The sequence below is a fragment of the Xanthomarina gelatinilytica genome (assembly GCF_000348685.1).
In the GTDB taxonomy this organism is placed as follows: domain Bacteria; phylum Bacteroidota; class Bacteroidia; order Flavobacteriales; family Flavobacteriaceae; genus Xanthomarina; species Xanthomarina gelatinilytica.
This window is the reverse complement of the sequence record NZ_ANLA01000004.1, coordinates 454,432-480,351: the sequence shown is the minus strand read 5'-3', so window position 1 is coordinate 480,351 and position 25,920 is coordinate 454,432. Positions and strand designations below refer to the sequence as shown.

18 protein-coding genes and 1 tRNA gene are annotated in these 25,920 nt (G+C 35.0%); 13 read left to right on the top strand and 6 right to left on the bottom strand.

The window, feature by feature from the left end:
* Window positions 1-44 precede the first annotated feature (44 nt).
* The 5 genes from D778_RS02775 to flxY are packed head-to-tail and all read left to right on the top strand — an operon-like array spanning window position 45 to window position 9,429.
* Window positions 45-1,241 (top strand): DUF2062 domain-containing protein, encoded by a 1,197-nt coding sequence (locus D778_RS02775; RefSeq protein ID WP_007647462.1) that lies wholly within the window; start codon window positions 45-47, stop codon window positions 1,239-1,241.
* On the top strand, window positions 1,234-4,926 hold the full coding sequence (locus D778_RS02770) for an MMPL family transporter (protein WP_040491279.1): 3,693 nt from the start codon (window positions 1,234-1,236) through the stop codon (window positions 4,924-4,926). Before D778_RS02775 ends, D778_RS02770 begins: the two co-directional genes overlap by 8 nt.
* A complete protein-coding gene (locus D778_RS02765) occupies window positions 4,923-6,467 on the top strand; it encodes a phytoene desaturase family protein (RefSeq protein WP_007647460.1) in 1,545 nt (514 codons plus the stop codon). The genes D778_RS02770 and D778_RS02765 overlap by 4 nt, the downstream gene beginning before the upstream one ends.
* Window positions 6,464-8,134, top strand: coding sequence for a C45 family autoproteolytic acyltransferase/hydolase (locus D778_RS02760; protein ID WP_007647459.1), 1,671 nt, complete (start codon window positions 6,464-6,466; stop codon window positions 8,132-8,134). The genes D778_RS02765 and D778_RS02760 overlap by 4 nt, the downstream gene beginning before the upstream one ends.
* Entirely contained in the window at window positions 8,131-9,429 is a 1,299-nt protein-coding gene (gene flxY / locus D778_RS02755) for a flexirubin biosynthesis putative acyl-CoA ligase FlxY (protein ID WP_007647458.1), read from the top strand. The genes D778_RS02760 and flxY overlap by 4 nt, the downstream gene beginning before the upstream one ends.
* Window positions 9,430-9,445: 16 nt before the next feature.
* Here the strand turns inward: flxY and D778_RS02750 are convergent, their stop codons facing one another.
* On the bottom strand, window positions 9,446-11,254 hold the full coding sequence (locus D778_RS02750; protein WP_040491276.1) for a hypothetical protein: 1,809 nt from the start codon (window positions 11,252-11,254) through the stop codon (window positions 9,446-9,448).
* A 236-nt stretch (window positions 11,255-11,490) separates the two neighbouring features.
* Here D778_RS02750 and D778_RS02745 point away from each other — a divergent pair, with 236 nt between their 5' ends.
* From D778_RS02745 to D778_RS02735, 3 genes are all read left to right on the top strand, one after another.
* On the top strand, window positions 11,491-12,522 hold the full coding sequence (locus D778_RS02745; RefSeq protein WP_202898517.1) for an NADH:flavin oxidoreductase: 1,032 nt from the start codon (window positions 11,491-11,493) through the stop codon (window positions 12,520-12,522).
* A 349-nt stretch (window positions 12,523-12,871) separates the two neighbouring features.
* Complete coding sequence (locus tag D778_RS02740; protein ID WP_007647454.1) at window positions 12,872-15,295, top strand: TonB-dependent receptor; 2,424 nt, start codon at window positions 12,872-12,874, stop codon at window positions 15,293-15,295.
* A gap of 57 nt (window positions 15,296-15,352) precedes the next feature.
* Complete coding sequence (locus D778_RS02735; protein WP_007647452.1) at window positions 15,353-16,468, top strand: PepSY-associated TM helix domain-containing protein; 1,116 nt, start codon at window positions 15,353-15,355, stop codon at window positions 16,466-16,468.
* Window positions 16,469-16,627: 159 nt separating this feature from the next.
* Here the strand turns inward: D778_RS02735 and D778_RS02730 are convergent, their stop codons facing one another.
* The 4 genes from D778_RS02730 to D778_RS02715 all read right to left on the bottom strand — a co-directional run bounded on the left by D778_RS02730 (window position 16,628) and on the right by D778_RS02715 (window position 20,480).
* Entirely contained in the window at window positions 16,628-16,900 is a 273-nt protein-coding gene (locus tag D778_RS02730; RefSeq protein ID WP_081602615.1) for a GIY-YIG nuclease family protein, read from the bottom strand.
* 72 nt (window positions 16,901-16,972) lie between these two features.
* Window positions 16,973-17,046: transfer RNA gene (locus D778_RS02725), tRNA-Asn, on the bottom strand.
* Between the two features lie 70 nt (window positions 17,047-17,116).
* Window positions 17,117-18,463: an RIP metalloprotease RseP gene (gene rseP, locus D778_RS02720; protein ID WP_007647448.1), complete on the bottom strand. Its 1,347-nt coding sequence runs from the start codon at window positions 18,461-18,463 to the stop codon at window positions 17,117-17,119.
* Between the two features lie 79 nt (window positions 18,464-18,542).
* Entirely contained in the window at window positions 18,543-20,480 is a 1,938-nt protein-coding gene (locus tag D778_RS02715; protein WP_007647446.1) for a M1 family metallopeptidase, read from the bottom strand.
* A gap of 95 nt (window positions 20,481-20,575) precedes the next feature.
* Between D778_RS02715 and D778_RS02710 the strand changes: the two genes are divergently transcribed.
* The 3 genes from D778_RS02710 to feoB all read left to right on the top strand — a co-directional run bounded on the left by D778_RS02710 (window position 20,576) and on the right by feoB (window position 23,645).
* Window positions 20,576-21,247 carry an SCO family protein gene (locus D778_RS02710; protein WP_007647445.1) on the top strand — a complete coding sequence of 224 codons (672 nt, stop codon included), beginning with the start codon at window positions 20,576-20,578 and terminating at the stop codon, window positions 21,245-21,247.
* A 72-nt stretch (window positions 21,248-21,319) separates the two neighbouring features.
* The gene (locus D778_RS02705; protein WP_040491273.1) at window positions 21,320-21,553 is read left to right on the top strand and encodes a FeoA family protein; all 234 of its coding nucleotides are present in this window, start codon (window positions 21,320-21,322) and stop codon (window positions 21,551-21,553) included.
* Window positions 21,546-23,645 carry a ferrous iron transport protein B gene (feoB, locus tag D778_RS02700; RefSeq protein WP_007647442.1) on the top strand — a complete coding sequence of 700 codons (2,100 nt, stop codon included), beginning with the start codon at window positions 21,546-21,548 and terminating at the stop codon, window positions 23,643-23,645. Before D778_RS02705 ends, feoB begins: the two co-directional genes overlap by 8 nt.
* Window positions 23,646-23,809: 164 nt before the next feature.
* Here the strand turns inward: feoB and D778_RS02695 are convergent, their stop codons facing one another.
* Complete coding sequence (locus tag D778_RS02695) at window positions 23,810-24,229, bottom strand: hypothetical protein (RefSeq protein WP_007647438.1); 420 nt, start codon at window positions 24,227-24,229, stop codon at window positions 23,810-23,812.
* A 114-nt stretch (window positions 24,230-24,343) separates the two neighbouring features.
* Here D778_RS02695 and D778_RS02690 point away from each other — a divergent pair, with 114 nt between their 5' ends.
* A complete protein-coding gene (locus tag D778_RS02690; protein ID WP_007647436.1) occupies window positions 24,344-25,000 on the top strand; it encodes a metal-dependent transcriptional regulator in 657 nt (218 codons plus the stop codon).
* A gap of 13 nt (window positions 25,001-25,013) precedes the next feature.
* Complete coding sequence (locus D778_RS02685) at window positions 25,014-25,910, top strand: metal ABC transporter solute-binding protein, Zn/Mn family (RefSeq protein ID WP_007647434.1); 897 nt, start codon at window positions 25,014-25,016, stop codon at window positions 25,908-25,910.
* Window positions 25,911-25,920 lie beyond the last annotated feature (10 nt).

Genomic DNA, 25,920 nt, shown 5'->3' with positions numbered 1-25,920 from the left:
AAAATCAGTAATTTCGACATTATAACAAAAGCATGCTTTTTTAAGTGAATTTAGAGCTAACCAGACAAAAAATTACAGATTTAGGTGTATGTGTCATCATTCCAACATACAATAACCAGCACACATTAAAACGGGTCATTAATGGTGTTTTGGAGTTAACCAACAACCTAATTGTTGTAAATGATGGTTCTACAGACACAACTTCCAGCATTTTAAAAGCATACCCTAACATTCAGCAAGTCCATTTTCCAGAAAACAAAGGAAAAGGGGTTGCCTTAAGGGAAGGTTTTAAACACGCCATATCTTTGGGCTATAAGTTTGCCATTACCATCGATTCCGATGGACAGCATTTCCCTAACGATATTCCACATTTTATCAACGAGCTGGAACAAAACCAAGCCAAAGATATCTTGATTATTGGAGCTCGAAACATGAGTCACGAAAGTGTTCCGGGAAAAAGCAGTTTTGGAAACAAGTTTTCTAATTTTTGGTTTTGGGTAGAAACTGGGATCAAGCTTCAAGATACACAATCTGGGTTTAGGTTATATCCATTAAACGTTCTTAAAAAACTCAACTTTTACACCACTAAATTTGAGTTTGAGATTGAAGTTATTGTAAAAACAGCTTGGAAAGATGTGGAAGTTAAAAACATTCCCATACAAGTATTATATGATGAGTCTGAACGCGTGTCGCACTTTAGACCCTTTAAGGATTTTACCCGAATTAGCATCTTAAATACCTGGTTGGTTTTCTTGACAGCCATTTACTACTTCCCAAAAAGGCTGTTAAAAATTATTAAAAAAAAAGGCCTTAAACGATTTTTAATAGAAGATTTGCTTGGCAGTAACGATTCGCCAAAAAAGAAAGCACTATCCATTGCCTTAGGAACTTTTATAGGCTTTTCGCCTCTTTGGGGATTTCATACGTTTTTGGTGATAACCTTGGCCGTTTTCTTAAAGTTAAATAAAGCCATTGCTTTTGCTTTTTCAAACGTAAGCTTACCTCCTTTTATTCCTTTTATTATTTTTGCTAGTTTAGAACTGGGACAATGGGTTTTAGGCGAAAAAATTTCCTATTCCATTGAAGAAATGACGACTGATTTTGAAGCTTTGAAACATCTAAAAACGTATCTTGTAGGAAGTTTTACCCTAGCAACCATTGGAGCCCTTGTTTTTGGTTTCACAGGATTTGTTTTCTTCAGCTTTTTTAATAAGAAGAATATGGCTTTAAAAAATGACTAACTTTTTTTACAACATACACACCTACTTGGCCACAAGAAAAATAATAGGCTTTGTGGCATTATTGCTAGTGGTGTTAAGCTTAGGGTTTTTGGCATCAAAAATTGAGTTTGAAGAGGATATCACTAAACTTATCCCAATTAACGAAACAAATAGTGATGCCCAAAAAGTTTTAAAATCTGTCAATTTTGCCGATAAAATTATTGTTAACATCAAGAGGGAATCAGCAGGTTCCATTACAGATTTAACCCAATACGCATCACAATTTATTGATAGCATCCATAACACGTCCAGCAACTATTTCACAAAAATTCAAGGCAAGGTTGAAGATGAAGAAATCTTGAACACCTTGGATTTTGTTTACAACAATTTGCCTCATTTCCTGGAATCTTCAGATTACAACACCATAAAAAACAAACTCCAAAAGGATAGTATAGAAGCCATTACCAAAGCCAATTACAAAACCTTGATTTCCCCTTCTGGAATGGTGGCTAAGGAAACCATTTTAAGAGATCCTTTAGGTGTGTCGTTTTTAGCTTTAAAAAAATTACAACAACTAAGTTTTGGCAATGAGTTTACCATGCACAATGGCTTTTTGTTAAGTAAGGACAAGAAACATATTTTATTGTTTATTTCTCCCACACATCCATCTAGTGAAACATCCAAAAATGCCCTTTTTGCAGAACAACTTTACAACCTAAACACCAAATTAAACCATGAATTTAAAGGAAAGGTCAGCAGCGAATACTTTGGTGGCGCTTTAGTAGCTGTAGCCAATGCCAAACAGATAAAACAGGACATTCAATTAACGGTTGGCATAGCCATAACCATCTTACTGCTTATATTGATTGTTTTTTACAGAAAGCTCAGCGTGCCTCTTATTTTATTTGCACCAACAGCGTTTGGAGCGCTTTTGGCTGTAGCTTTACTCTTTTTAATACGAACAAACATTTCGGCCATTTCTTTGGGAATAGGCTCTGTATTGCTTGGTATTACCTTAGATTATGCTTTGCATATTTTAACTCATATTAGAAGCAACAACAACGTAAAAGCGCTCTATAAAGAAATTACTAAGCCTATTTTAATGAGCAGCTTAACAACAGCATTGGCTTTTTTATGTTTGCTGTTTTTGGACTCTCAAGCGCTTCAGGACTTAGGACTTTTTGCTGCCATAAGTGTGCTTGGTGCTTCAAGTTTTGCGCTTGTTTTTATTCCTTTGGTTTATAAGGACCAAAGCAAAAAAACACAAAAAGCCACAGTTATTGACAACGTGGCTGCTTATCCACTTCATAAAAACAAATGGGTTTTAATAGGATTGGTTCTACTGTTTGTTATGAGTTATTTTACCTACAATAAGGTGACGTTTAATAACGATTTGGCCAATTTAAACTTTGAGCCGAAAAACCTTCGGGAAGCGCAAGACAGATTGGATGCCTTAACAAACATCAATTCCAAATCGGTATATATTGCCAGTTATGGAACAAACAAACAAGACGTTTTAAAAACAAACGACAGCGTTTTTTCAACCTTGAAACACCTTAAGGAAAAAGACAGCATCATAGGCTTTAGCTCTATAAGTGCTTTGATAAAATCTACTGAAATCCAACATGAACATTTATCCAATTGGAAAAACTTTTGGACAGAGGAAGTAAAACAAGCAGTCCAAGAAAACCTTATTGAAAGTGGCTTGGATTTAGGATTTAAACCCAATAGCTTTCAAGAATTCTATGCTCATTTAAATTCGGATTTTGATACCTTGAGCATAGCCGACTTTAAAGCTTTTAAAACCATCTCTACTGATGATTACATAGCAACCAAAGACGGTTTTACCACCATTACAACCTTGGTAAAATTAAAAGACGAACAAACCGAAAACCTTTTTAGCAAATTTGAAAAAACGCCACATACTTTGGTGATAGACAGAAAGCAAATGAACGAAACCTTTTTGGGCAACCTAAAAACCGATTTCAATAGTTTGGTTGGATACTCGTTTATAGTTGTTTTATTACTGCTCCTGGTTTTTTATCGCAGTTTTTCTTTAACCTTGGTAACCATAGTTCCCATTGCCTTAACTTGGTTGCTAACCATTGGGATTATGGGAGTTTTGGACGTTCAATTCAATATTTTCAACATCATCATTTCAACCTTTATTTTTGGTTTGGGCATCGATTACAGTATTTTTATAACCAACGGCTTGTTACACGAATTACGAACAGGGGAACGTTCCTTGCCAACGCATAAAACATCCATTTTACTTTCTGTAATTACCACTATTTTAGGTGTTGGCGTTTTAATTTTTGCCAAACATCCTGCATTACACAGTATTTCTTTGGTGTCCCTAATCGGTATATTGTCTGCCATGTTTATTTCGTTTGCACTGCAACCTATATTGTTTGGTTTTTTTATAGGAAGCAAGCACAACAGACCTTCGCCTGTACTCATGTTTGTTCATTCGTCCATTTCCTTTGCGTATTATGGTTTGGGAGGCTTGTTTTTATCCTTATTTGGAATTGCAGTCATGAAAGTGGTTCCAATAAGCATGAAAATTAAAATGAATTGGTTTCACAGAGTCATGTCTAAATTCATGAAATCCGTTTTGGATTCTTATCCGTTTTTCAAAACAAAAGTTATCAACCATTCAAACGAAACCTTTGAGAAACAAGCAATCATTATTGCCAATCATACTTCCTTTTTAGACATTTTGGCTATTGGTATGCTGCACCCAAAAATTATCTTTCTGGTAAACGATTGGGTCTATAATTCACCATTTTTTGGTAAAGCCGTAAAATTGGCTGGTTTTTATCCGGTTTCCAGTGGTATAGAAAATGGGATTTCGCATTTACAGAAAAAAGTGGATCAAGGTTATAGTTTAATGGCTTTCCCTGAAGGCACACGCTCTTATACCAACAAAATGAAACGTTTTCATAAAGGGGCTTTCTTTTTGGCCGAACAGTTTAAACTGGATCTTGTTCCTGTATTGATTCATGGAAATTCTGAAATCCTTCCAAAGGGAAATTTTGTTATAAAAAGTGGCACCTTAACCGTAAACATTCTAGATAGAATACCTTTTGAAGACAATAGATTAAAAGGAAGCACCAGAGACAAAACCAAGAAAATCAGTTCATATTTCAAACAGGAATTTCAAGCTTTTAGAAACAAGGTTGAAGACGAAACCTATTTTCACAAAGTGGTCCTGGAAGATTTTAGGTATAAAGGTGATGCTGTCTATCAACAAGTTAAAACAGACTTGAAGGCCAACAAAACAGCTTATAAAACCATTATGGATGTTGTTGGCGACAAAGCAAGCATCCTTCATTTTTCAAAAGCATGTGGCCAACTGGATTTTTTATTGGCATTGGATAAACCAGACAGAAAAATCCTTACCTACTATAATGATAAACCTTATAGCAACCTTATAAGAAACAGCTACATAAGCAATAATCACTATCGTATTTCAGTTTTAGATAGCTTAGATAACAGCTTAAATGTTAAAACAGAGGTGCTTATTCTAGATCATTTTCAGTTAGACAACAAACAGATGGAAACTCTAATTTTAAATGGAGTGACACACATTGTTTTGCTTCATGCAAATCAAGAAGTATATTTAAATGTTTTAAAAAACCATGGGTTTAAAGTGGTTCAAGAAACAGAAAACTTGTTCATATTTACCAAAACAGAAACTATTTGAAACCAAAATCCAAATACGATGTTGTTATAGTTGGCAGTGGCTTAGGAGGTCTAGTATCTGCCGTTATTCTTGCCAAGGAAGGTTACAGTGTTTGTGTTTTGGAAAAAAACCAGCAATATGGTGGCAACCTTCAAACCTTTGTAAGGGATAAATCCATATTCGATACAGGAGTTCATTACATTGGCAGTTTGAACAAAGGGCAAAACCTCTATCAATATTTCAACTATTTAGGGATTATGGAGGAATTGGCCTTGAAAAAAATGGATGAAGAAGCTTTTGATGTGATTACTTTTGATGACGATGAAAACGAATACAACTATGCTCAAGGCTACGAGAGATTCAGCAAAAGTTTAATTAAGGATTTTCCTGAAGAAGCTGGAGCTATCAAAGCCTATTGCGAAAAAATAAAGGAAACTTGTGATAAGTTTCCCCTCTATCGCTTAAAATTAGGCAGACCTTATGCAGATGGTGTATTTAGGCTTCAAATAAGGGAGTTTTTAGAATCCATAACAAACAACAAACGTTTGCAAGCTGTTTTGGCTGGAACCAATTTCCTTTATGCAGGAGATGGTTACAAAACCCCATTTTATGTGCATTCGCTATCTGTAAACTCCTATATTCAAAGTGCGTACAGATGCTTAAATGGAGGCAGTCAAATTACCAAATTCTTAATACGGAGACTATTGGAAGCAGGAGGCGAAGTGTACAAATATCATGAAGCCGTAAAATTTACATTCAAAGAAGATAAAATACGTTCCGTTGTGTGTGAAAATTGTAATGAAATTGAAGGCGACCTGTTTATATCGAACATAGACCCAAAACTCACTTTAAAACTTGTTGGAGAAGGCAAATTGCGAAAATCCTATACCAATAGAATTGAAAACATAGAAAGTACCATTGCAGCTTTTAGCTTATATATTGTATTAAAACCGGGTTGTTTTAAGTATTTAAACAAAAATTATTATCATTTCAAATCAATTGATGCTGTTTGGAAAGCACAACATTATACCCAAGATACTTGGCCAGAAAACTATATGCTTTCCATGGGAATTAAAAAAAACAACGATGAATATGCCGACAACATGACCATTATGACCTACATGCGTTATGAAGAGGTAGAACCTTGGGCAAACACCTTTAACACTGTTGCAAATAAAAATGAAAGAGGGCAAACTTACGAAGAATTTAAAAAGGAAAAAGCCGAAAAAATCATTAAAGAACTAGAAAAAAAGTTCCCAAACATCAGGGAATGTATTTTGGAAACCTATACCTCCTCACCTTTATCCTATAGGGATTATATAGCCACCAATAAAGGTTCCATGTATGGTTATGCCAAAGATGTGAATAAATCCATGCAATCGTTCATTTCACCAAAAACCAAAATAGAAAACCTCCTGTTTACAGGACAATGCTTAAATATGCATGGCATTTTAGGAGTTACCATTGGAGCTGTGGTAACCTGTTCGGAAATACTAGGCCAGGAATATTTGTTAAATAAAATTATAGAAGCCAACAAACCTACAAAACCTCAACAGGCATGAAAGTAAGAATTAACATATTACTTGTATTTTTACTGCTTAGCTTGATGTCTTGTGGTGTATCAAAATCCTTGAAAGATGTTCCAGACGTTAGCAGCTACAATCAACAAATTCCTAAGCGGGAAAAAATTTCCGACAGTTCATTCATCACTGAAAAAGGCTATCTCACCAAAAACAAATTTGGCCAATGGGAAATGTATGTGTCTGGAGATCCATACCAAATAGGACTTAATACAGGAAGTTTAACCCAAGAGCTTTTTGAAGAACAAGAACATGCGTTTTTAAGTAAGGTGGACGAATTGGTACCTTCTAAATTCAAGCAATACCTACTTCGAAAAATGCTGGCTTGGTACAACCGAAAAATGTATTTACACGTTCCAGAAGAATACAAATCCGAAATATTGGGTGTCTCTAAATACGCAGGAGATACCTACGATTACGTTGCAGACGATTACTTACGGATTCTATATTTTCATAGTGCACACGACATAGGACATGCGCTTCAGGATTTGATGCTTGTTGGTTGTTCGTCTTTTGCAGCATGGGGAAACAAAACCGAAGATGGCAACCTGATTATTGGAAGAAATTTCGATTTTTATGCAGGAGACCCTTTTGCAAAAAACAAAATAATTGCCTTTGTAAAACCCAGCAATGGCTATCCTTTCATGTCTGTTACTTGGGCTGGCATGATGGGCGTGGTGTCTGGTATGAACAATCAAGGCCTAACCGTTACCATCAATGCTGGAAAATCGGATATTCCTTGGGTAGCAAAAACACCTATTTCCATTCTTACCCGAGAGATTTTGCAATATGCTTCCAATATTGAAGAAGCGATTGCCATTGCCAAAAAACGTCAGGTTTTTGTATCGGAGTCCATTTTTATAGGAAGCGCCAAAGACAATCGTGCCATTACCATAGAAGTCTCTCCAAATAATTTTGGGGTATATGACCTTGAAAACTCCAATCAGTTAATTTGCTCTAATCACTTTCAAAGTGAGGCTTATGCCAATGATGAAAAAAACACCAAACACAAAGCCGAAAGTCATTCGCAATATCGTTACCAACGCATGGAAGAATTGTTAAACGAAACACCAAAACTCACTCCAGAAATTGCAGTCCATATGTTGCGAAACAAAGAAGGGTTGGATGATACATCCATAGGCTATGGTAATGAAAAAGCTTTAAATCAGCTTTTGGCACATCATGGCATTGTGTTTAAACCAGCAGAGCGTTTGGTTTGGGTGTCATCAAACCCTTACCAATTAGGTGAATTTGTTGCTTACAACTTGAATACCATTTTTAACGAAGCACCAAAAAACAAACAGGCAGAACCATTGAACAATTTAGCATTAACCATAGAAGAAGATCAGTTTCAATATACTCAAGCCTATATGGACTATGAAGCTTATCGCATTCTTAGCAGACAAGTTGAAAAAGCCATAAGCAACAATGAGCAGCTAGTTCCTATCATGTTGGAAGAATTACAAAAGCTTAATCCAGAATATTGGCAAGCCTATTATTTAGTTGGTAAATACAATTATGAAAAAAAATATTACAGAGCTGCCCTTAATGCTTTTGAAAAAGCAAAAACCAAAGAAATTACAACCGTTCCAGACCAAGAACAGATAGATTTGTATATTAAGAAGATAAAAAGGAAATTAAACGAATGATTCCCAAAATAGAACAAGCAACATCCCAAGACATAAAACGCTTTCAAGAAGAGAAACTGAAAGACCTATTACAGTATTTAAACAAGAATTCACCTTACTATCAAGGTATTTTTAAAAAACACCATATTGATGTCAATACCATAAATTCATTAGAAGACTTGGCCAAAATTCCTACCACCACAAAAGATCAGTTGCAACAATACAACAACGATTTTTTATGTGTGGAAAAAAATAAAATTATTGATTATGTCACAACTTCTGGCACCTTGGGAGATCCTGTAACCTTTGCTTTAACCGATAACGATTTAAACCGGTTGGCCTATAACGAAGCCATTTCCTTTGCTTGTTCTGGTGTTACGGAAAACGATGTCATGCAACTTATGACCACCATAGACAGGCGTTTTATGGCAGGATTGGCCTATTTTCTTGGAGCAAGAAAACTTGGTGCAGGTATAATAAGGGTTGGAGCAGGCATCCCAGAATTGCAATGGGATTCCATCTTAAAATTTAAACCTACCTATTTAATTGCTGTTCCATCTTTTTTATTGAAATTGATAGAATATGCCAAACAACATGATATCGACTTAAAAACTTCAGGTGTTAAAGGTGCCATTTGTATTGGAGAACCTTTGCGCAATCAAGATTTTTCCTTGAACACCTTGGCCGAAAAAATAACCTCTCAATGGAATATAAAGTTGTTTTCAACCTATGCCTCCACCGAAATGAACACAGCATTTAACGAATGTGAAAAACAGCAAGGTGGACACCATCACCCAGAATTGATTATTGCAGAAATTTTGGACGAAAACGATCAAGCTGTTCCAGCAAACCATGTTGGCGAATTAACCATTACCACGTTAGGCGTTGAAGGCATGCCATTGTTGCGTTTTAAAACAGGAGATATGGTACAAGCTCATACAGAAGCTTGTGGCTGTGGTAGGAACACCATGCGTCTTGGACCTGTTGTAGGCAGAAAAAAACAAATGATAAAATATAAAGGCACGACCTTATATCCACCAGCCATGGATAATATTTTAAACGATTTTAACGAAGTGGAGTGTTACATTATAGAAATTTCAAACAATAATATTTGCACAGACGAAATTTGTATCAAAATAGCCACCAAAACACCTTCCGATAAATTGCTGTCTCGAATAAAAGATCATTTTAGGGCCAAATTGCGTGTGTCCCCAAAAATTGAAATCCACGATAAAAAAGTTATTCAAAAACTGCAATTCCCTATTATGAGTAGAAAACCTGTGATGGTAATTGATAATAGAAAAACAGATTCTTAATTATTTTTTAGTGAAATTAAACCGGTTCCATTTCCGGAATCATCAAGGCTGTTAGTTCTTGCTTATAAATACCAAGTTCTTCTTGAATTTGCTTGTTTTCATTTGAAATGCTTGAAACAAACAACTCCTGATAATAGGTAATCCCTTCCAACAGATTGTTTTTAAAGGCTTCCCATTTTTTTATTTGTTTGCTTGTAATGTCTTCTGAAACTGTAGTTATTTCATTTTGTAAATACGCCATGTACATTTTCAATTCCTTTACAAACATATTGGGTCTATTCACATTTGCAAGTACAGATGCCTTTCCATAAATATGTTGCATCATGTTAAAAAGGGATACTTCTTTATCAAAATACGCCATATTGGGTCCTGGACAAATAACCACACCTTGCTCCTGACCTTTAATGGGAATATTGTTTTCTAAATAAGACGCATTTGCCAAACCAACACAAAGACAGGCCTTTTCGGTGATTTTTGCTTTAGCGTTTTCGTACATATTTTGTGAAACCTCAAACTTTTTGCTTTCCAGTTCCTGTAATTTCACATCCTGATATTTTTTGGATGCTGTACAAATACCTTCTGGACCAAATTCCTTGCTTAAAGCCAAAAATTTCTTCGGACAAGAACTGCCAGCCTTGTTATCATTGATACGTTTTTGTTTGAAGAATTCGTTGGTGGTTCCTTTAATAGTATTAAAAGGGACGCCTAAAGGCGAAATACCACTTAAGTATAAGTCTTTCTCTTGCGCTTTGGCCAACAAATCCCTTGTTTGCTTATCTACGGAAGTGGCTTCTGGCACCAACAAAAAAGGGGTTCCCCAACCTACGGAGTCCACTTGATAATTTTCAAGAAGAAATTCGTGTTCACTGGCAGTTCCCACACCTCCTTGAACCGTAATTTTTAAATCCAAAGGTTGATGTGGAACATCTATTCCTTTTTGATCCAATGCTTTAACCAAGACCTCGTGTGTGTCTTGTATCAAAGCTTCTTTTTTATTTTTAAATTCCTCTAAAATAGGACCCAATAAAAAGCCTTCCGTGGCAAAGGCATGACCACCACAATTTAAACCGGATTCTATTCTGTATTCTGAAACCCAAAGCCCTTTTTTAGCTAAAAACCTACCTTGTATGGTAGCGGAACGGTAATCGCTAACCTTTAAAATAATTTTCTTTGTCAATTGCCCTTGTGAGTTTGGAAAAAAGTCTTTAAAATTCTCAAAATAACTGTACAATCTCGGATTCATACCAGCAGAGAGCACAACAGAGGAGTTTAAGTCACTCTCGGCAAAACCTCGAAGTGACGCATGCGCATCGTTAAATTCCACAGGCAATGGGTCGCCTTTCACAAAATTATCCTTATCTACTTTGGTCATGATATTTACATCAATGTCTCCAGGTTTTAAATGTGTTTCCAGATAATTTTTAATGTTGTCTTTTAACAACGTACCTTCATTTAAAAACCCAGAAAGACCTTCTTTAAAAGACGATGTATTAGGTAAGGTTGCCAAAAAATTTTCTAAAGTTTCTTTACTCTCAGACAGTTCTGCCTTAAATTTTGCAAACTTGTCCTTAACAATGCTGTCCACCAAATTTAAATAAGAGGTAATGCGCTTGGCACGATAATCCTCGGCTTTTTTTGAAATCTCCCTATAGGGTAAATTAAATTTTTTACTGTAAAACGCATTCATTTTCTCCATGAGCTCATCGTCTATAATAGAAATTACAGAAGAAATACCGTATTGAGCCACACGAATGGGACTATCTATGGTATAAGCCAAACCCATAACTGGAATATGAAATGTATGAAGGGATCTTGATAAAGTCATCTTTTTAATTTTTTTTAAAATTAAATAAGCGACAAATATGAGAAATCCTTCTGAGCCAAAAGATGATAAATATCATACCTTTTGGTCTTTTTTAGAATTAGTTTAAAAAAATTATTAATTCTTTATAAGTTATAGCTTTTAAAGGTATTAATTTAAGTTTCTACTTAAATTTACATTCAAAATATTTTATTATGATAAATGCCAATTCAACCTTAAATTTTCCTTGTGGTAAATCCATGAAAAATAGATTTATGTTAGCTCCATTAACCAACCAACAAAGCCATGAAAATGGCAAACTCTCTGAAGATGAATTAAAATGGTTAACAATGAGAGCAGAAGGAGGATTTGGGTTGGTAATGACATGCGCATCACATGTGCAAGAAATTGGAAAAGGGTTTCCTGGTCAATTAGGTATTTTTAGTGATGATCTAAACGAAGGACACATAAAATTAGCATCTCAAATTAAAGAACATGGAAGTTTAGCTGTAATTCAGTTACATCATGCTGGAATGCGAACTCCAGCTGAATTAATAAATGAAAAACCTGTTTGCCCTTCTGATAATGAAGAAACAAATTCAAGAGGCCTTACTTTAGAAGAAGTTAAACAACTAAGAGACCATTTTATTTCAGCAGCTATTCGGGCTAAAAAATGTGGTTATGATGGTGTGGAAGTTCATGGTGCTCATGGATATGTTTTAACCCAATTTTTAAGTTCAGAAATAAATAAAAGAACGGATGAATATGGTGGATCATTAGTAAATAGGTCTCGACTTCTATTTGAAATAGTTAATGCCATTAGAGAAACATGTGGTGAAAATTTTTTACTTGGTGTTAGATTGTCTCCAGAAAGATTTGGAATGGACATTGATGAAATAAAATGGGTTTGTCAGAAATTAATCAATGATGGAGCTATTGATTTTCTTGATTTATCCTTATGGGATTGTTTTAAAATGCCCTATGAAGAAAAATATCAAAACATCAGTTTATTAGAACATTTTAAATCCTTAAATTTTAAACATGTAAAATGGACTGTTGCTGGAAAAATTAGTAATGCTGCCGATGTGCAAAAAATATTAGATTCTGGAGTGGATTTTGTAACTATAGGGAAATCGGCTATACTACATCATAACTTTCCAAAATTGGTTATAGAAAATCCTAATTTTAATCCAATAGCTATTCCTGTTTCAAAAGAACACCTTACAAAGGAAGGATTAGGCAAAAAGTTTATTGAATATTTAAATAGATGGCCTGATTTTGTGAAAAAATAAAAGTTAATGTATGTGTTTCTATAAGATAGTTTTATGGAAACAGAACCCAGTCTATATAACATGGTTTAAATGCCCTTACTTTTGTATATGATGTTACATTTATTCTTCAATAAAAAAAGATATTTTTACTAACGTTTTAAACCTTCTTCTCAGGTCACATTAAGAAATTAGTATAGTCAATTACATCTTTTTACTGTACATATAATTATTTAAACTCATAAAGCATTAGCACAAAATCAAGCAGTTAAAAATCTTTATTTAGATTTATTATAAATAATTTGGGTATATCGAAAATCATAAATAGTTTTGCCGAAAATTAACTATTTATATTAAGTCTAAATAAATACAAATGAAATACCCATTACAAATCCTAGCATTTATACTATTTACACACCTTTCTTTTGCACAACAAGCTACTATTACTGGAACCGTTACAGACAGTAACCAAATGCCAATAATAGGTGCCAACGTGTCCTTAAAAAATACCTCTAAAGGAGCTCAAACAAACGAAAAAGGTAGCTTTGATATTTCCAATCTTGAAAGTGGCGATTATGTGTTAACCCTCTCCTATTTGGGTTTTAAGACTAAAGATATTGCCCTATCCATTTCCAACAATCAAAATCTGGACTTGGGAAACATAACCCTGTATGAAGGAAATGAAATTTTAACTGAAGTAGTAATCAATGGAGAACGTAGAAATATGTTTTCCAGAAAGAAAACAGCTTATGTATCTAAGCTTCCTTTAAAAGACATAGAAAACACACAGGTTTATAGTACGATAACCAATGAAATTTTAAAATCACAAACCGTTACAAATTTCGATGATGCCTTGAAAAACGCCACTGGAGTCGAGCAATTATGGACCTCAACTGGACGTGGTGGAGATGGAGCTGGTTACTACTCGCTTCGTGGATTTTCTGTGCAACCCCAATTGGTAAATGGCTTACCTGGCTTAACCAACGGAACCATAAATCCTGCAAATATTGAACGTATTGAAGTTCTTAAAGGACCTTCTGCCACATTGTTTGGTAATGCTGTTAGTTCTTATGGTGGACTTATTAATGTGGTAACCAAAAAACCTTATGTGGGCACAGGTGGGGAATTATCATTTACTTCGGGTTCTTACGGATTAAATCAAATTGTAGGTGATTTCAATACTGCCTTAAGTAAAAAAGAGAATATTTATTTCCGTTTAAACACAGCTTACACAACAGAACAAAGTTTCCAGGATGCAGGATTTAGAAAATCGTTTTTTATAGCACCTTCTCTATCGTATAAAGTAACCAATAGACTGTCCTTTTCTTTTTATGGTGAAATCACACAGGCCGAACAAACCAATCCTACCTTTTTGTTCTTAAACAGAAGTGCGCCTTCGGCAGCATCAAACCTGGACGAATTAGGCTACAACAACAAGTTGTCTTTTACCAGTAACGATTTAACCTTGGAAAACCCAACACAGAACTATCGTGTGGAAATGGACTATAAATTATCAGATACTTGGCAATCACAAACCTTATTATCTACCAGTAACACATCAACCAAAGGATATTATTCCTATTTATTTGATTATGGAATATTGGAAGGAAACACCTTTACAAGGTTTGTTAACAAGCAAAATGCAAACACACAAACCACAGATATCCAACAAAATTTTATAGGTGATTTTAAAATAGCATCTTTAAGAAACAGAGTGGTTATTGGTTTGGATTATTTTAATGAAACCCAAACAAACAATAGCACAGGATATGCCTTTTATGGAAATGTCACTCCAGATGGTGGAACCAATGGCGACAACCCGTTCACACCAGTAATTGAAACAGATTCTTATCCGTTATCTACTGCAGGGGTTGATGCAGCTTTAGCATCCCAAGGCGTGAGCAATGTAAAATCTAAAAATCATATCTATAGCTTATATGTTTCGGATGTGGTAGATATTACCGAAAAACTATCGGCTATGGTTGGTCTTCGCTTGGATCATTTTGATAATGAAGGCGACCTAACAAATCCTGATGATGATTATAACCAAACCACACTTTCTCCAAAATTTGGAATCGTATACCAACCTATTAAAGACCAACTTGCAGTTTTTGCCAATTATCAAAACGGCTTTACAAATGTAGCGCCTCAATTGGTTGGAAATCCAGATGATGGTCCACAAACCTTAAAAACATTCGATCCAGAACAAGCCAACCAATTAGAGTTTGGTGTGAAAACTAACCTATTTAGCAACCGATTGAATGTTACAATGAGTTACTACGATATTAAAGTTAAAGATAGGGTAATTACAGATCCATCTTCGCCTTTTAACAAAATACAAGGTGGAGAGGTCGTTAGCAAAGGATTTGAAATTGAACTGAATGCCAACCCTGTAAATGGTTTGAACATTAGAGCTGGCTTCAGTAATAATGATAGTGAAACCACTAAGTCCGACAATACCGAAATCCTAAATAAAAGACCTCTTGAAGCAGGACCTGAAACCTTGTATAATTTCTGGGCTAACTATGAGTTTCAAGAAGGGGCTTTGGATGGGTTTGGACTTGGTTTTGGTTTTAATGGAGCAAGTGAGCGTTATGCCATTAATTACGAATCTACTGGCGATTTTATATTGCCAAGTTACACCATTGCCAACGCATCAGTGTTTTATCAAGCCAACAAATACAGAATTGGTTTGAAACTAAACAATGCGTTCAACAAAGAATACTATAAAGGTTGGACAACCATTAATCCACAAACACCTAGAACCTTTTTGGCAAACTTTTCATATCAATTTTAATAAGTATGTATGTAAAGAGCAACTTATTTAAAAGTTGCTCTTTTAAAAATAATATTAATGACATTTAAAAAATTTATATTCCAGTTACACAAAATTTTAGGCCTTACAACAGGCCTTGTGGTTTTTATTGTAGCTATTACAGGTTGTTGCTGGGCTTTTAAAGAGGAAATAGAAAGCCTGTACGACGACTATAAAAAAGTGGTTCCACAAAACCAAGCCATTTTAACTCCAACCCAAGCTAAGCAACTTGCTAAAGACGTGTTTCCTAACAATACAGTACATGGTACCTTATTTAAAAAAGCAGATGATGCCATTGAAGTCATTTTCTACGATGCAGAACCTGAATTTTATCAAAGTGTGTTTTTAAACCCTTACTCTGGTAAAGTCATTCAAGTTGATGACCATTTATCTGGTTTTTTTGCATTTATATTGAAAGGCCACATGCGAATGTGGTTACCCAAGGACATAGGCGAACAGGTGGTTGGAGCTTCTATATTAATCTTCATAATGATTATTATATCTGGATTCATACTGTGGATTCCGAAGAAAAAAAAGAATTTAAAACAACGTTTAAAATTCGATTGGAAAAAAACTACACGTTGGAAACGTAAAAATTTCGATTTGCACACCATTATTGGATTTTATGTTTGTTCATTGGCATTGATTTTAGCTTTTACAGGCTCTGTGATTTCATACAACTGGTTGAAATATGTGGTTTATAAATCTACAGGAGGTGACAAAGTTCCAGCTTTTATAATTCCTGAAAATAAAAGTAAAGTTGCCATGGATGAAGGCATAATACCAATGGACACCTTGATAGTTAAACTTTTAAAGGAATCGCCAGATGCAGAGTCTTTTGAGCTGCATTATCCCAAAACTGATGAGGAAAGTATTTATGTGGAAGTATCCAATAGCAAAGGGCTATATTACGATTCGGATTATAGGTTCTTTGATCAAAACACCTTAGAGGAATTGGAAACACCTGCCATTTACGGGAAATATCAAGATGCCAAGTTTGCCGATAAAATTCTACGTATGAATTATGATATACATATTGGAGCCATTGGAGGGATTGCTGGAAAAATTCTGGCCTTTTTAATAAGTTTGCTCACAGCTACTTTGCCTGTTACTGGAGTATTAATGTGGTATGGAAGGCGTTATAAAAAAAAGTAACTGATGTTTAACGAAGAACAAAGAACATCCTTGTAATATTTTAAGCCAAAAAGCCCCTACATCTCTGTAAGGGCTTTCTTTTGTTAAGCTCCCCCTTCCCGATAGGAATCGGGACAAGCAATGGGCTCGAACCAATCCCGAAAGCTTTCGGGACTCTGATTAACAGTCACGATACTTCTCTAGAAGTTTTGTAGTGATCTCTGGATGTTTTATTAGGTTGACTATATAGACTTTGCTCTTCATTCGCTTGATATGTGCCTCAATGGCCAATGCTTGCGATTTTGTGGTACAGTCTATCTTGTAATATAAAATCCAGTCTTGTGCGTTGCTTGTAAATTTTCTTGTGTCTGGATGTTTATGGAATTCCAATCTTAATCCTATATTGGAACTGTAACCAATGTAGAACCGATTCAATTGTTTGGATTGTAATATGTAAACACAAGGTATTATAATTATAAAACCAAAAAAGCCCCTACATCTCTGTAAGGGCTTTCTTTTGTTAAGCTCCCCCTCTTGGGCTCGAACCAAGGACCCTTTGATTAACAGTCAAATGCTCTAACCAACTGAGCTAAGGAGGAGTGTTTTTTCGCTTTTGCGAGCGCAAATATAATTTAATTATTAATTACTACAAACTATATTTAAAAAAATTTAATTAAAAATAGCTTTAAAAATATCGTTGCCATTTGCAAACAAAACCAAAGCTATTAAAATGATAAAACCAACCATTTGGGCATACTCTAAAAATTTATCTCCAGGCTTTCTTCCTGAAACCATTTCGTAAAGCAAAAACATAACATGACCTCCATCCAATGCTGGAATTGGCAATAAATTTAAAAAGCCTAACATAATGGATAAAAAGGCTGTAATGTTCCAAAACACCTGCCAACTCCAATAGTTTGGAAAGATATCGTAAATAGCTTTAAACCCTCCAACCCCTTTATAGGCTCCAGTGCTAGGTGTAAAAATGGCTTTTACTTGTGTGATGTATGAAGACAGTTTTTCCTTGGTCTTTACAAATCCAACTGGTATGGATTCAAAAAATCCATATTTTTTGGTTTCAAATTTATAGTAACCCAAGGCTTCCAAAGTTTCTGGAGTTGCTCCAGAGGCATACACCAAACTCAATTTGCCTTCTTCACTTATGGTCAATGGTATTTGTAGCTCTTTATTATCCCTTAATACAGTAGCTTGAACCTGTTGTCCCTTAAAAGTTTCCAATGCTGGGATTACCTCATCTATATACTTAGTTTTTTTATCATTAAACCCTGTAATAATATCTCCTTTTTGTATTCCACTTCCTTTGTTGAAAGAAGAATCTGGTACTTCAGCAATAACAAAAGGCATCCTTAGGTCTATAAATTTCTTTTCGTTGGAATCTATTAGCTGTGCTAAAAAATCCTCTGGCAATGTAACCGTGGACTGTTGTCCATCCCTTTCTATGGTGATGTTTTTACCAAACAACACTTTTTCTGAAATTTGAGAAAAGTCTTCAATAGGTTCCCCATCAACCGATATAATTTTATCTCCTGTTAAAAGACCTGCTTTGTTAGCGACAGTGCTTTCAACCAAAACCCCATCTTTAATATTCTCGTTAGGCAAAATTCTGTCTCCATAAAAATAGCTCATTCCTATATATATCAAAATGGCCAATAAAAAATTTACGGTTACACCACCAAGCATGATAATTAAACGTTGCCAAGCAGGTTTGGAGCGAAACTCCCAAGGTTGTGGTGGTTGCGCCATTTGTTCTTTGTCCATGCTTTCGTCTATCATACCAGATATCTTAACATAACCTCCTAAAGGCAACCAGCCAATTCCATAAACGGTATCGCCTATTTTTTTCTTGAACAAAGAAAATTTAACATCGAAAAACAGATAAAATTTTTCTACTCGGGTTTTAAAAAGTTTGGCAGGAATAAAATGTCCTAATTCGTGCAAAACAATCAATAATGAAAGGCTCAATAAAAATTGAGATATTTTTATAACAAATTCCATGTAAATTCTTCTCTAATGTAAATTAATTTGCAAAAGTAGTGTTTTAGCATCATTTAGAAAACTATTCCCAATGCAATCCCTAGTTTTTTAACACGGATTTATTAATTACACCTTGATTTGTTTCTAATTGCACAAAAAACAATCCATTAGATAAAGTTGACAAATCTACTGTATTAGACCATGGCGTTGTAATTAATAGCTGACCTAAGGTGTTGTAAACATTGATTTTATGGACAGTTAAACTCTCTGGCTTTGTTATGGTTATTTCCTGAGAAGTTGGATTGGGGTAAATAGTAAACTGATTGTCTAATTCAAAAGCATTCACACTTAAAGAAACCGTATTGTTTCTGGAGATTAAATCTGATTCTGGATCAAAAAGAATGGTATCCACTGGAAAAGTAACTGCCCTTAAAAACATTTCGTTATTGGTAGTATTGTTTAAAACAAGATCCAAGACTTCTCCTGAGGTCCCTAATACCCTTATGGGAACAGGTGCTTCAAAATAAGAAACAGAAGGATGGCTTTGAGTTTGGGAAATGGATATCCTAATTTGACTTGCATTTGGCTGGTTCCACTCTATGTTATAACTTGGATAACCTTGATTATAAATCCAATCGTTAAAAAACTCTGTTAAATCTTGTCCACTGGTTGTTTCCATAACAGTTTTATAATCTTCTGTTTTGGCATAATCATAAGATAAATTGGTGTCGCTTAAATAATTTTGCATGCCTTGAAAAAAAGTAGCATCTCCCAGTTTTTTTCGAAGCATATGTGTTACCATGGCTCCTTTATTATAACTTAATCTGCCACTAAAAATTCTACTCACACTTAAAGTATCAGTATCCGAAAGGTAAACCGCTCCTCCACTTTGAGAGGTTATGGAATTGTTTAACGATTGTTTCCAATTAATAAAAGAGTTGTTCCCATCTATATTTTCAACAACCAATCCAGATAAATAGGTGGCGAAGCCTTCGTTCAACCAAATGTCTTTCCAGCTTCCACAGGTAACTTTGTTGCCAAACCATTGGTGCGCCAATTCGTGAGCAATCAGGTTTCTCCCAAAACTCCCCATAAAAGAGACTGTGGTATGCTCCATACCACCTCCCCAACCAAATTGGGCATGCCCATATTTTTCGTTGGCAAATGGGTATTCTTCAAACAAATTGGTGAAAAGATTCATAATATCCACGGTTATAGGCGTACTGGCTTGAGCCGAAACCAAATTTTCCGGATAGACATAGTTTACAATTTCAAACGGATTTCCATTATTTGGCACAGTATGGGTATACACCGAATAATTGGTAACAGCAATAGCCACCAAATAAGCTGGAATAGGATATTGATGCCTAAAATGTGTGGTTTTATTGCTCCCATTGATGGTTTGACTTTGTTCCAACCCATTGGCCACAGCTATGTATTCCTCGTTTGAAGGATTGTTTATCGGAGTGGTAATATAAACATCTATACTGTCTATTTTATCAATTAAATCCTGTTTACAAGGCCACCATCCTTTAGCACCATATGGCTCAGAAAGTGTCCAGATTATTGGATCTCCATTATGGGTACTTTGCTCAAAAGAACCAAACCCGGAACTTATGGGATTTCCAGAATAACTAATGGTTAAGGAATCCAAAACTCCAGTGTTTTGAACCTGGTCCAAGGTAATAACCAATTCATCATCTGTATTTTGAACAAAGGAAAGTGGGTTTCCACGCTGTAACACTTGCGAAACAACCATGTTTTGTGTCAATTCAAAAGTAACATCTGTCAAATTTTCTTTTGCCTCAAAATATGTGGTCACATCGCCAGATATAAATGCTTGTGATGGGTTTACATTAAATTCCAATCGATGATATTTTACATCATAATTGCCTGTATTTAAGTTTACCCTTTGAAGCATCCTGTTTAAGGCTGCTTTTGTTTCGGCTTCCCGAATCAACTCCATGGATTCCTTAAAATCCTGCCCAAACGTAATAAAAGGTAAAAAGATAAAACTGTAGATAAATATTTTTTTCACAATAACATATTTAGATGTTAAAAATACCTAATTAAACACTTATCTGTCGTATTTTTGCAAATAAATCTTACATAAAAGTTTCAAAATTAGAGTGCATGCTTTCATTTTTCAAAGATTATAAGTACTTCGCTATTGTTTTTGCAGTTCTTTCCATCATAATCATTTCAATTATCTATAACATTTTTGATGTTTACAAGCCATTGCCTATTTATCAACCCGCTATGGTAAATACCGAAATGGTAGATAGCACCATTCAATATAAAAAGAAGTATCATAAAATTGCCGATTTCAGTTTAACCAATCAAAATGGTGAAACCATCACACAAAACACTTATAAGGATAAAATTTACGTAGCCGATTTCTTCTTTACAACCTGCCAGACCATTTGCCCAATCATGACAGACCATATGGTACAAATTCAAAAAGAAATCATTAACGATCCAGATGTGATGTTGCTTTCACATACAGTAACCCCAGAAATTGACTCTGTAGCTCAACTTAAAAAATATGCTCTTAAAAAAGGGGTAAATGATGCCAAATGGAACTTAGTGACTGGAGATAAAAAACAAATTTACCAACTGGCACGCAAAAGCTATTTGGCCGTTAAAACAGATGGCAATGGTGACGCATACGACATGATCCATACCGAAAACTTTATGCTTATAGATAAAAAGCGTCAAATACGTGGTTATTACGATGGTACAAACCCTGAAGATATTAAGCGCTTGATAGCAGATATTGAAACCTTAAAAGAAGAATATAAATAGTTTTTTGTCCACAATTTTTTTAGACTGAATTTTTACCTTATTTTTGCTTCTTTAAAATCAATCTAAATAAGCTTGCAAGTAACACTAGCACATCTTAAACGAGGAGAAAGAGCCATCATTACTGATGTTTCTTCAATATACATTCCCTTAAAACTCTTGGAAATGGGCTGTTTGCCTGGAAACGAAGTTGAACTTGTTCAAATGGCACCTTTTGCAGATCCTATGTACTTAAACATTAACGGAACCCACTTAGCCATTAGAAAAGAAACTGCTATTCATATTTTAATAGAAATTACCCATGAGTAAGCAGATAAATGTTGCCTTAATAGGAAATCCAAACACAGGGAAAACTTCGGTCTTTAACTCCTTAACCGGATTGAACCAAAAAGTTGGAAACTACCCAGGAATTACTGTAGAAAAAAAAGAAGGTATTTGCAAACTTCCTCGTGGTGTTAAAGCCCATATTATAGATTTGCCTGGAACTTATAGTTTAAACGCCTCTTCACTGGATGAAAATGTGGTGATAGAATTGCTTTTAAATAAAAACGACAAAGACTTTCCAGATGTGGCAGTTGTGGTTAGTGATGTTGAAAACTTAAAACGCAACCTGCTTTTATTTACACAAATAAAAGATTTGGAAATACCTACCATTCTTGTCATTAATATGTCTGATAGAATGAAATACAAAGGTATTTCTTTAGACATTCCATATTTAGAGGAGCAACTTAAAACCAAAATCGCCCTTGTAAGCACAAGAAAAAACCAAGGGATTGACAATTTAAAAGAACTTATCTTTAATTATAAGGACCTTTCAACAACACCTTGCTTAAATGCTTCGGAAATAGATAAGGACTATTTTGATAACCTTCAAAAAGCCTTTCCCAACCAATTACTCTACAAACTTTGGTTGGTTATTACCCAAGATGTAAATTTTGGGAAAACAGATAGAAATGAAATTGATGCTGTTGCCGATTTTAAAACGAAAACCAAAGCCGATTTAAAACGTTTACAGCAAAAAGAAACCATAAAACGCTATCAGTTTATAAACAATACGCTTAAAAAAGGTCAAACCATAGACCTAAGCACTGCCAAGGATTTGCGCATTAGACTGGACAGGATTTTAACCCATAAAGTTTGGGGTTATGCCATTTTTCTGGTCATTCTTTTTACCATTTTTCAGGCCATTTACGATTGGTCTGCTGTGCCAATGGATTTTATAGATTCCACCTTTGCCTCTTTAAGCGAATGGACCAAAGACAGCTTACCGGCTGGTACCTTTACCAATTTGTTGTCTGAAGGAATTATTCCTGGTCTTGGTGGCATTGTTATTTTTATCCCACAAATTGCCTTTTTATTTTTGTTTATTTCCATACTGGAAGAAAGCGGCTACATGAGTCGTGTGGTCTTTTTAATGGATCGTGGCATGAGACGTTTTGGACTTAGTGGAAAAAGTGTAGTGCCTTTAATTTCGGGAACAGCATGTGCCATTCCTGCCATTATGGCTACCAGAAACATTGAAAGCTGGAAAGAACGTTTAATTACTATTTTGGTAACACCATTTACCACCTGCTCGGCAAGGCTACCTGTATATTTGATTATTATTTCGCTAGTTATTCCTGAAGGAAGGTTTCTTGGTTTAGGCTATCAAGCTTTAACCCTAATGTTATTGTACCTAATTGGTTTTGGTGCTGCTTTGGTTTCTGCCATGATTTTAAATAAAATTTTAAAAATTAAAAGCAAATCGTTTTTTGTTGTTGAAATGCCAAATTACAAATTGCCTTTAATGAAAAATGTGGCATTGACAGTTGTAGAAAAAACCAAATCGTTTGTATTTGGAGCAGGAAAAATCATCTTGGCCATTTCCATTGTCTTATGGTTTTTAGCATCTTATGGGCCTGGCGAACAGTTTAACAATGCTGAAGAAATTGTAACCGAAAAATTTGCGTCCCAAAATTTAACCCAAGAAGAATTGGACAACGAAATTGCATCTCAAAAATTGGAATATTCGTTTATAGGCCTAACAGGAAGAGCCATAGAACCAGCTATAAGGCCTTTGGGTTACGACTGGAAAATTGGTATAGCCATTGTAAGCTCCTTTGCTGCCAGAGAAGTCTTTGTTGGAACCTTGGCAACTATTTATAGCGTTGGTAGCGACGAAGAAGAAACCATAAAAAACAGGATGGCTGGAGAAGTAAATCCTATTTTAGGAGGACCTCTCTTTAATTTTGCTTCTGGGATATCTTTGTTGCTTTTTTATGCTTTTGCCATGCAGTGTATGAGTACACTTGCCATAGTAAAACGGGAAACCAACAGTTGGAAATGGCCCATTTTACAGTTGGTGCTAATGAGTGGTTTTGCTTATGTGGTAGCTTTAATTACCTACCAAATATTAATTTAAGGTTTCAACCCAAAAAGCGACAAACAGTATATGAATGACTTGTTTCAAAATATCTTGGCTTTTGCTGCGCTCTTTTTAGCCTTACTTTTTTTGGTAAAGAAATTCTTTTGGAAAAAATCGAAATCGAAAAAAGACTTTGGGAATCACGATTGCGACAACTGCCACTAATAACTTATTTCCAGCTGCAAATAATAAGCCTCTTTTTTAATCTTTTCCTGTGATTGTTCTGGATAGGGCAACAAGTTATTGGCCAAAACCCTTAGACCTTTATAAGCACATAAGGTCTTAAGGTTTAAATTGGTGTTTTTTCCAGGTTCAAAAACAACTTCTTTTCTTTCAATCAAAACCTGGTCCTTGTATACTTCAACCAAAGCCACAGCTTGACCAGCCCAAACACAAGTCACATCTTTTGGGCAGCGCGAATCTGACAATACATCCACAAAAACAAGCTCAACTTGGTCTAAGGTATAGGTTTTTCCCAAAGGCAACTTTGCTACAATTTTTGGGACCTCAACAGTAGTTGAATCTTGTGCAACCAGGTGTCCTGATAAAAAAACAAATAAGGCTATTAAATAAAGTTTCATTTAAACTTGAAAATTTTACGTTGTGAATTTACAAATTCTTTTGCCAAAACTATTAATTTAGTTACCTTTGATTAATATTTAAGCTTACTTAAATTTAATTTAAAGCACAAATAAATGTCTGTAGCCATAGAAAATTTTGTAAAAGCCATTTACAAAAATGACAATAACGACTCGAACGACACCAAACCAGGAAACATTGCAAAAAAACTTGGCATTTCCAATGCTGCTGCAACTGATATGGCCAAAAAATTAGCTTCAAAAAACCTGTTGCAATACGAAAAATACCAAGCGCTTCAATTAACAGATGAAGGTACAAAAATGGCTTTAAATGTAATTAGGAAACATCGTCTCTGGGAAGCCTTGTTATTTAAATTGTTCGACATGTCACTGCATGAAATACACAGGGAATCAGAACTCTTGGAGCATGCAACCTCCAACTTTTTGGCCGATAGGATCAGTGAGTATTTAGGCAATCCTAAATTCGATCCACATGGCGACCCCATACCTAATGCCAATGGGGAGATTACAACTATAGACACATCCATGGCACTTTCAAATACTCAAGAAGGAAAAACATATGTTATTTCAAGACTTATGAGCGACGATAAGGAATTTTTTGATTTTTGTGCCTTAAATGGCTTAAAATACGGAAACCCTATTTTGGTAAGCAAACAATTCAGTAAAAATAAAATGACTCAAATCACCATTAACAATAACAACATTGTACTAAATGAAGATTTTACAAATATTATATATGTCAATGAAATTTAACCCTAAGTACTTAATGGCCTTATTAGGTGCAGTTATTATATTTAACTGCAAAAACAACCAACCAACCAACGGCAAGCCAAACATAGTAACTACCACAACCATGATTACCGATTTAGTTAAAAACATTGGTGGCGACAAAATAAATGTTCAAGGTTTAATGGGTTCTGGTGTCGACCCTCATTTATTTAAGGCTAGCGAAGGTGATGTCTCAAAATTGGCCAATGCCGATATTATATTTTATGGAGGCCTTCATCTTGAAGGAAAATTGGTTGAAGTTTTCGAGAAAATGAGTCGTCAGAATATTAAAACCATAGCGGTTTCTGATGCTTTGGATAAAACAACCCTAATTGCATCAGAGTTATTTCCTGGCAATTACGATCCACACATTTGGTTCAATATAGATTATTGGATTCAAATCACGCAATATGTTGCAGACCAATTATCAAAAACAGACCCAGAAAACAAGTTGTTCTACGAAACAAATGCTAAAAATTACATTGAAAAATTAGAAGTTCTAAAAAAAGAGATAACAGCTACCATCCAAACACTTTCTAAAGAAAAACGTATCTTGGTAACTGCTCACGATGCTTTTAGCTACTTTGGAAAAGCATACGATTTTGAAGTTGTTGGATTGCAAGGTTTATCAACGGCAACCGAAGCTGGTGTTCAAGACGTTCAAAAATTAGCAACTTTTATTATTGATAAAAAAGTAAAAGCCATATTTGTGGAAAGTTCTGTACCAAAAAGAACCATTGAGGCTTTACAAGCTGCTGTAACATCAAAAGGCCATGACGTAAGTATAGGAGGTACTCTCTATTCTGATGCTTTAGGAAATGCTGGAAGCATGGAAGGCACCTATATTGGGATGTTTCAATACAATGTGAATACAATTGTAAATGCTTTAAAATAAGTCAAAAAGC

Excerpts from the sequence above, each read along its gene's own strand:
- D778_RS02770 (WP_040491279.1), top strand. The coding sequence starts at position 1,234 with ATGACTAACTTTTTTTACAACATACACACCTACTTGGCCACAAGAAAA.
- D778_RS02760 (WP_007647459.1), top strand. The coding sequence starts at position 6,464 with ATGAAAGTAAGAATTAACATATTACTTGTATTTTTACTGCTTAGCTTG.
- flxY (WP_007647458.1), top strand. The coding sequence starts at position 8,131 with ATGATTCCCAAAATAGAACAAGCAACATCCCAAGACATAAAACGCTTT.
- D778_RS02750 (WP_040491276.1), bottom strand. The coding sequence starts at position 11,254 with ATGACTTTATCAAGATCCCTTCATACATTTCATATTCCAGTTATGGGT.
- D778_RS02745 (WP_202898517.1), top strand. The coding sequence starts at position 11,491 with ATGAAAAATAGATTTATGTTAGCTCCATTAACCAACCAACAAAGCCAT.
- D778_RS02740 (WP_007647454.1), top strand. The coding sequence starts at position 12,872 with ATGAAATACCCATTACAAATCCTAGCATTTATACTATTTACACACCTT.
- D778_RS02735 (WP_007647452.1), top strand. The coding sequence starts at position 15,353 with ATGACATTTAAAAAATTTATATTCCAGTTACACAAAATTTTAGGCCTT.
- rseP (WP_007647448.1), bottom strand. The coding sequence starts at position 18,463 with ATGGAATTTGTTATAAAAATATCTCAATTTTTATTGAGCCTTTCATTA.
- D778_RS02710 (WP_007647445.1), top strand. The coding sequence starts at position 20,576 with ATGCTTTCATTTTTCAAAGATTATAAGTACTTCGCTATTGTTTTTGCA.
- feoB (WP_007647442.1), top strand. The coding sequence starts at position 21,546 with ATGAGTAAGCAGATAAATGTTGCCTTAATAGGAAATCCAAACACAGGG.
- D778_RS02695 (WP_007647438.1), bottom strand. The coding sequence starts at position 24,229 with ATGAAACTTTATTTAATAGCCTTATTTGTTTTTTTATCAGGACACCTG.
- D778_RS02690 (WP_007647436.1), top strand. The coding sequence starts at position 24,344 with ATGTCTGTAGCCATAGAAAATTTTGTAAAAGCCATTTACAAAAATGAC.
- D778_RS02685 (WP_007647434.1), top strand. The coding sequence starts at position 25,014 with ATGGCCTTATTAGGTGCAGTTATTATATTTAACTGCAAAAACAACCAA.